This is a genomic window from Mesorhizobium tianshanense, from assembly GCF_007830515.1.
Lineage (GTDB): Bacteria > Pseudomonadota > Alphaproteobacteria > Rhizobiales > Rhizobiaceae > Mesorhizobium > Mesorhizobium tianshanense.
In genome coordinates this window covers 21,033-27,990 of the sequence record NZ_VLKT01000074.1, presented here as the reverse complement: position 1 = coordinate 27,990, position 6,958 = coordinate 21,033, and the positions used below count along the sequence as shown (strand labels likewise).

Below are 6,958 nucleotides of genomic sequence, written 5' to 3'. Positions count from 1 at the left end.
GCATTCCAGTCATATGCACCCCGGACCATCCGGGACGAGGCGCACTATAGGTGATGTCCATCGCCCAGACCTGGTTCGGACGATCGACCTTCAGTCCGCGCAGGAGATAGGGATAGATTTTGTTGCCCGGCGCGGGTTTCGAGGTGTTCGGTCGGCGATAGATCGCCTCGACGCCCATGCGCTTCATCAGCGTGGCGACGTGGCGGCGGCCGATCTCGACGCCCTCGCGGTTGAGAAGGTCGCGCAACATCCGGCTGCCCGCGAACGGGTATTCCAGATGCAGTTCATCGATGCGGCGCATCAGCGCGAGGTCCTCGGCCGACACCGGCCGCGGCTTGTAGTAGACGCTGGCGCGGCTGATGTTCAGAGCCTTGGCCTGACGGACGATGGGAAGGTCGTGGTTGCGGTCGATCATCGCTTTACGCTCAGCATGCCGGCCTTGATGAGCGCGCCTTCCAAAAAATCGTTCTCCAGCGCCAGCTCTCCGATCTTGGCGTGAAGCGCCTTCAAATCCACCGATGGCGCCTCGGCGCTCGCAACGCCCGAGCCGAAGACGCCGGCGGCGCCATCAAGCAGTTGCGCCTTCCAGGCTGTGATTTGGTTCGGGTGAACATCGAAAAGCTGAGCCAACTCGGCCAGCGTCTTTTCGCCCTTGATGGCAGTCAAAGCCACCTTGGCCTTGAAAGCCGGTGTGTGGTTCCGGCGCGTGCGCTTCGTCATGGTCTCTCCTGATTCGCGGCAACCACGTTGCCGTTGTCAGGCGGAAAATCCACTTATCGTTCTGTCCAGATTCCCCAAGCCAGCTCTATGTCCCAAAAATCGCAAGAAAGGAAATTAGCCCGGAAATGCTTCACAAAACCAGATGACTCGGCGCGAAGATCACCCAAAAATGGGATGATGAACTGCCCCCCATTTCGACCGGACAGTCGGCATAAGCAGAAAGGCTTGAGGCCAGGCTTATGTCCAACGAGTAATTGAAATGATCACTGGTGAGGTCCTCCGCAGGCGGTGGACAACCGAGCAGAAGCTGCGGATTATCGAGGAGAGTTTCGAGGCGGGCGAGACGGTGGTGGCGCAGACTTCTGAGTGAGGGAGGAGCAGCTGCCGTGGATTCGGATGAACCTGTCGTCGGCAATTCCGAGGTCAAGATTCGAAGAGCGCGTCCGCGAGTTGGAGGGCATGCTGGGCTGCAAGACGCTGGAGGACGGAGCTTGCGCGTATGGGACGGGGTGTCACCGAGGCGCTGGAGACCTTCCGTTTCAACGACGCCGCAAGCGCGCTCTACCGCTTCATCTGGAATCAGTTCTGCGATTGGTATCTCGAACTGATGAGGCCGATCTTCAACGGCAATGACGAAAGCGCGAAGGCTGAGGCCCAGTCCTGCGCGGCCTATGTTCTCGGAGAGACTTACAAGCTGTTGCATCCATTCATGCCGTTCATGACCGAGGAGCTTTGGGCGCACATGGCTGGCGAGCTCGAGAATCTGCCGCCAGATCTGCGCTGGCGCGAATGGGATGGGCCGGGTCGCCCGGTGCGGCGGCGCGCCGGCCGAACATCACCGTGTCGCGGACGCGACAAACGCGACAACAGCGGGTCAACGTAAGCGTACGTCGGGAGAGCCGCAACGAGTAGATGGTAGAAGTCCAGAACAATGAAGAGGTAGCGATCCGTCAATGTCACGTTCATGCGGCTGAACGTACTTGCCGCCCGGGACGCACGATCTCGGCACGAACGCGCGACGCGCTGCCTGCCGCACAATCCTAAAAGCGATCGCGAATTTTCGGCGTGATCACCTCATCCGCACTCGCATTGCCGAGATTCGCAATTGCGGCAGTGCTTGTGTCCCGCGCGCAGGCGGCCAGAAGCTTGAGAGGATCGACCTCCTGATTTGGTGACCAATGTCGCGCGCCACGCATCACCAAGGATGGCGTCACGGTGGCCTTTCTAGTGGGGATCGTCGCCATCGCGATGCTGTGGCTGTAGTGTCAGGCGGCGTTACGACGAAACTGTCCTTGGGGATCGATAGAGAGCAGGATTGCTCCACAGACCGCGTTCGTCCAGGCCAGATCTCGCCGCCTCATCGTGCACGGTCCAGCGCCGGACAAGCGGAGCCACCTGACTGCCGAAGAGCGCAACGTCTTCGGCGTCATCCAACCCGTGAACCAAATCCCGCGATACCGAGTTTGCTGCAGCCGCGCAGGGAGCGCGATCTGTTCGGTCGTCCTGACAAGCCGCGTGGCCTCTGGGCGCGGTCGGTCGAGGCCCGCCGAAATCCCGTCGGCTCCGTCGCCATGCCTCCTCGCGCGTCTCGCCGCATCGCGGAAGCTTTCTTCACAATCTGCCAGCCCGGTTTCCACTCCATTGCCTGCGACCGAAACAAGGCAACGCCTTGAAAAGCATCCGAGCATTTATTCGGATTTTTTAACTCTGGCACCGGACTTGCTTCGCCTTCGCATATCCGCGGCACCAGGAGATGCCGCCGCCTGTGGAGGAAGGCCTGATGCAAGAAACATTCTACGAGGTCATGCGCCGGCAGGGGATCACTCGCCGAAGTTTCCTGAAATTCTGCAGCCTGACGGCGGCTTCCCTCGGCCTTGGACCGGCCTTCGCACCGAAAATAGCTTACGCGATGGAGTCCAAGCCGCGCATTCCGGTGCTGTGGCTGCACGGGCTCGAATGCACCTGCTGCTCCGAAAGCTTCATCCGCTCGGCGCACCCGCTCGCCAAGGACGTCGTGCTGTCGATGCTTTCACTCGATTATGACGACACGCTCATGGCGGCCGCCGGCCATCAGGCCGAGGCGATCGTCGACGAGGTCGTCGAACAGTACAAGGGCAACTACATCCTCGCGGTCGAAGGCAATCCGCCGCTCAACGAGGACGGCATGTTCTGCATCATCGGCGGCAAGCCCTTCGTCGACCAGCTCAAGCATGCCGCCTCCAACGCCAAGGCGATCATCTGCTGGGGCTCCTGCGCCTCCTGGGGCTGCGTGCAGGCCGCGCGGCCGAACCCGACGCGGGCCACGCCCGTCCATAAGGTCCCCGGCCTGCCGGACAAGCCGATCATCAAGGTGCCCGGTTGCCCGCCGATCGCAGAAGTGATGACGGCCGTCATCACTTATATCCTGACCTTCGAGAAACTCCCCGAACTCGACCGGCAAGGCCGGCCGAAGATGTTCTACAGCCAGCGCATCCACGACAAATGCTATCGGCGCCCGCATTTCGACGCCGGCCAGTTCGTCGAGTCCTTCGATGACGAGGGCGCGCGCAAGGGCTATTGCCTCTACAAGGTCGGCTGCAAGGGACCGACCACCTACAATGCCTGCTCGACGGTGGGTTGGAACGGCGGCCTCTCCTTCCCCATCCAGGCCGGCCATCCCTGCATCGGCTGCTCCGAGGACGGCTTCTGGGACAAGGGCGATTTCTACAGCCGCCTGACCCGCGTCCACGGCTTCGGCATCGAGGCCGACGCCGACAGGATCGGCACGACGGCCGCGACCGTGGTCGGCGCCGCCGCGGCCGCGCATGCGGCGGCGAGCGTGGTCAAGCGGATGCGCGAAAAGGGAGGGAACAACTGATGGGCATCCGGACGCCGAACGGCTTCAATCTCGACACCTCCGGCCAGCGCGTCGTCGTCGATCCGGTCACGCGGATCGAAGGCCACATGCGCTGCGAGGTCAACATCGACGAGAACAACATCATCCGCAACGCGGTCTCGACCGGCACCATGTGGCGCGGGCTCGAGGTCATCCTCAAGGGCCGCGACCCGCGCGACGCCTGGGCCTTCACCCAGCGCATCTGCGGGGTGTGCACCGGCACGCACGCGCTCACCTCGGTGCGTGCGGTCGAGGACGCGCTGGGCATCATAATCCCGGAGAACGCCAATTCGATCCGCAACATCATGCAGCTCTCGCTGCAGGTGCACGACCATCTGGTCCACTTCTACCACCTGCACGCGCTCGACTGGGTCAACCCGGTCAACGCATTGAGAGCCGACCCGAAGGCGACGTCGGAGCTGCAGCAGGCGGTTTCGCCGAGCCACCCGATGTCCTCGCCGGGCTATTTCCGTGACATTCAAAACCGGCTGAAGAAGTTCGTGGAGAGCGGCCAACTCGGGCCATTCAAGAACGGCTACTGGACCAACCCGGCCTATCTGCTGCCGCCGGAAGCCGACCTGATGGCGGTGACGCACTATCTGGAAGCGCTTGACTTCCAGAAGGAGATCATGACCACGCGCACGATCTTCGGCGGCAAGGACATCCATCCCAACTGGCTGGTGGGGGGCGTGCCCTGTGCGATCAACATCGACGGTGAGATGGCAGCCGGCGCGCCGATCAACATGGAGCGGCTGAACTACGTCCGCAGCGTCATCGAGCGCACCATCGCCTTCGTCGACAACGTCTACATCCCCGACATCATCGCGATCGGCAATCTCTACAAGGCCTGGCTCTACGGTGGTGGGCTGTCGGGCAAGAGCGTGCTCGCCTATGGCGATATCCCCGACAAGGCCAACGACTATTCCGCCGCTAACCTGATGATGCCGCAAGGTGCCATCATCAACGGCAATCTCAAAGAGGTGCTGCCGGTCGACGTACGCGATCCCGAGCAGATCCAGGAATTCGTGCCGCACTCCTGGTACAAATATCCGGACGAGGCCAAGGGCCTGCACCCCTGGGACGGCATCACCGAGCCGCATTACGAACTGGGGCCCAATGCCAAGGGCACACGCACCAACATCATCGAGCTGGACGAGTCGGCAAAATATTCCTGGATCAAGGCACCGCGATGGCGCGGCCACGCCATGGAGGTCGGCCCGCTCGCCCGCTATATTGTGGGCTATGCCCAGGGCCACGAGGAAATCAAGGAACAAGTCGATTCCACGCTGCGCGTGCTCGGCGCGCCACTCAGCGCGCTCTTTTCCACGCTCGGCCGCACCGCTGCGCGCGCTCTGGAAGCGCAGTGGGCGGCCCGCAAGCAGGCCTACTTCCTGGACAAGCTGATCGCCAACATCAAGGCTGGCGACTCCTCCACGGCCAACACCGAGAAGTGGGACCCGAAGACTTGGCCGGCCGAGATCAAGGGCGTCGGCTTCACCGAGGCGCCGCGTGGCGCGCTTGGTCACTGGATCCGGATCAAGAACGGCCGCATCGAGAACTACCAGTGCGTCGTGCCGACCACCTGGAACGGCTCTCCCCGCGACAATGCCGGCAATATCGGCGCCTTTGAGGCCTCGTTGATGGACACCAAGGTCGAGCGCGCCGAGGAGCCGGTCGAAATCCTGCGGACCATACACAGCTTCGATCCGTGCCTTGCCTGCTCGACTCACGTGATGGGGCCGGACGGCAGGGAACTGGCCAATGTCAAAGTGCGGTAGGGAGGATTTTTCGATGAGACGCACTGTCGTGAAACTCGGCGCAGCAGCATCGCTCGCCAACCTTGCCGGCCCGGCCTGTGCCCATGTCGCGTCAGGCTATGCGGACGGCATTGCCGCGGGCCTCGCGCACCCGCTGCTCGGTCTCGACCACCTGCTCGCCATGGCGGCGGTCGGGGTCTGGTCGGCGGTCGCCATGCCCTTGCGGGTCTGGACCGCACCGGCCGCCTTCCTCGCGGCCATGAGCGGCGGCGCCGCGCTCGCCTTTGTCGGCGTCGCCCTGCCAGCGATGGAAGGCATGATCGCGCTGTCGGTGCTGGCGCTCGGGCTGATGATCGTTTTCGGTGCAGGTTTGCCGGGCATCGCCGGCATAGGCCTTGCCGGGCTGTTCGCGCTGTTCCACGGCCATGCGCACGCCAGCGAGGCCGCAGGAGCAACATTTGCCTATGTCGGCGGTTTCACGCTGTCGACCGCAGCACTCCACCTCTTCGGCGTCGGCCTCGGCCTCAAGATCGCGTCATCGCCCTGGCTGCGAACCGGCCTCGGCATGCTGGTCGCCGGCTCGGGTGCCGCGCTCGTCTTCGGCCGATAGGAGGCGGCCATGACCGTGAACCATACATCTCACAGCGAAGAGGCGGTCTATGTCTACGAGGCGCCGCTGCGCCTCTGGCACTGGGTCAACGCCTTCGCGATCCTTGCACTGGCCGGAACCGGCTACCTCATCGGTTCGCCGCCGCCATCGGTCGGCGGCGATGCCAGCGCCAGCTTCGTCTTCGGCTGGATACGATACCTGCATTTCGCGGCCGGCTATGTCCTGATTGCTGGCTTCGCCTTCCGCATCTACTGGGCCTTCGCCGGCAACGAGCATGCCCGGCAGCTATTCCTGCCGCCTGTCTGGCGCGGCCGCTTCTGGCGGGAAGTCTGGCATGAGGTGCTCTGGTATGCCATGCTGGTCAAGGAGCCGATTAAGTATTCGGGGCACAACCCGCTCGCCACGATCGCCATGCACATCCTGTTCGTCTGGTTCACCATCTTCATGATCGTGACCGGTCTCGCACTCTACGGCGAAGGGACCGGAATGGATTCCTGGCAGCACACGCTGTTCTCGAGCCGGGTGATCCCGCTGTTCGGTCAGAGCCAGGACGTCCACACCTGGCACCATCTCGGCATGTGGGTGATCATCTGCTTTGTCATCATCCACATCTATGTCGCGGTGCGCGAGGACATCATGTCGAGACAGACGATCATTTCCTCGATGTTCTCAGGCTGGCGGACTTTTCGGGGTAACGGTGCCCCGCCTGATTCCCGCTAGGACTTTCGTGACCTCACCTGCCGGCGCGGGCGTTTGCCCGCGCCGGCTTTCTTCTTCAAGAGGGGTTGCCTTCAAGTCGACCCACATTTCGTCTCGGCTTCGCCTCTGCGTCCGTTCGACGGGGAGAGGAAGTGCCAACCGCAACGCCCAGCACCCTTCCTCTATCCCTTTCAGGGGCAAAGGTGCGGAGCGAGGCGGAGTGGGGTGGGCGAGTGAACGCAAACTTTTCATCGGCCTGGAATTTCGGTTCTCAGTCCGGCCGATGCCGCACCCGTC

General features: G+C 62.8%; 4 protein-coding genes and 3 pseudogenes. 6 read left to right on the top strand and 1 reads right to left on the bottom strand.

The window, feature by feature from the left end; translation table 11 throughout:
• Positions 1-720, bottom strand: a pseudogene (locus tag IQ26_RS34615) (IS3 family transposase); the annotation flags it as partial.
• Between the two features lie 259 nt (positions 721-979).
• Here IQ26_RS34615 and IQ26_RS34610 point away from each other — a divergent pair.
• The 6 genes and pseudogenes from IQ26_RS34610 to cybH all read left to right on the top strand — a co-directional run.
• A pseudogene (locus IQ26_RS34610) lies at positions 980-1,203 on the top strand (IS3-like element IS426 family transposase); the annotation flags it as partial.
• Positions 1,196-1,522, top strand: a pseudogene (locus tag IQ26_RS34605) (class I tRNA ligase family protein); the annotation flags it as partial. The pseudogenes IQ26_RS34610 and IQ26_RS34605, both read left to right, overlap by 8 nt.
• Positions 1,523-2,500: 978 nt before the next feature.
• Entirely contained in the window at positions 2,501-3,577 is a 1,077-nt protein-coding gene (locus tag IQ26_RS34600; RefSeq protein ID WP_145722864.1) for a hydrogenase small subunit, read from the top strand.
• Entirely contained in the window at positions 3,577-5,373 is a 1,797-nt protein-coding gene (locus IQ26_RS34595; protein WP_145722863.1) for a nickel-dependent hydrogenase large subunit, read from the top strand. The genes IQ26_RS34600 and IQ26_RS34595 overlap by 1 nt, the downstream gene beginning before the upstream one ends.
• A gap of 13 nt (positions 5,374-5,386) precedes the next feature.
• Positions 5,387-5,962, top strand: a complete 576-nt coding sequence (locus IQ26_RS34590) for a HupE/UreJ family protein (RefSeq protein ID WP_162458160.1) — start codon at positions 5,387-5,389, stop codon at positions 5,960-5,962.
• Positions 5,963-5,971: 9 nt separating this feature from the next.
• On the top strand, positions 5,972-6,682 hold the full coding sequence (cybH, locus tag IQ26_RS34585; RefSeq protein WP_145722861.1) for a Ni/Fe-hydrogenase, b-type cytochrome subunit: 711 nt from the start codon (positions 5,972-5,974) through the stop codon (positions 6,680-6,682).
• Positions 6,683-6,958: the final 276 nt, after the last annotated feature.

Bases quoted from the DNA above. Each gene is read 5' to 3' on its own strand.
- IQ26_RS34600 (WP_145722864.1), top strand. From the start codon at position 2,501: ATGCAAGAAACATTCTACGAGGTCATGCGCCGGCAGGGGATCACTCGC.
- IQ26_RS34595 (WP_145722863.1), top strand. From the start codon at position 3,577: ATGGGCATCCGGACGCCGAACGGCTTCAATCTCGACACCTCCGGCCAG.
- IQ26_RS34590 (WP_162458160.1), top strand. From the start codon at position 5,387: ATGAGACGCACTGTCGTGAAACTCGGCGCAGCAGCATCGCTCGCCAAC.
- cybH (WP_145722861.1), top strand. From the start codon at position 5,972: ATGACCGTGAACCATACATCTCACAGCGAAGAGGCGGTCTATGTCTAC.